Origin of the sequence: Streptomyces hilarionis (assembly GCF_024539675.1) — a bacterium.
Lineage (GTDB): Bacteria > Actinomycetota > Actinomycetes > Streptomycetales > Streptomycetaceae > Streptomyces > Streptomyces hilarionis.
Genome location: NZ_JAHHIT010000570.1, coordinates 1 through 338, shown reverse-complemented (window position 1 = coordinate 338; position 338 = coordinate 1). Strand labels below are relative to the sequence as shown.

1 protein-coding gene is annotated in these 338 nt (G+C 47.6%); it reads right to left on the bottom strand.

Annotated features, from left to right (window positions below):
* Positions 1 to 71: 71 nt before the first annotated feature.
* Positions 72 to 338: hypothetical protein (locus KMS84_RS39560; RefSeq protein ID WP_256921490.1), on the bottom strand; the 267-nt coding region annotated here is incomplete at its 5' end.

Sequence of the window (338 nt, the reverse complement as noted above, 5' to 3'; positions counted from 1 at the left end):
CAAAGCTGAGCGGGTATGGAAAAATTTTTTATTTATTTTTTCGTTGTGCAGGCCTAGAATGTGCACACCCATTAAATCCTACCTACCCCTTTTAAATCAGCGCATTGTGCACTTATTTGAGGGGAGGAAGGGTTTTTGGCCTCAGCATCACCATCACTACTTTCTCGATCCGACTTGAAGAGGGCAAAAGTAGGCAATTGTGCTTCGATCCGTTCCCAAACCGACTTGCTGTCCGTAGAAAGCCCTTTGCTGACATCCAGCAGGGTCTCTTTGCATTCGAATGGCTGTGCATTGATTCGAATCGTCTGACGCCACTGTGACGCGACACGCTTGTCCGC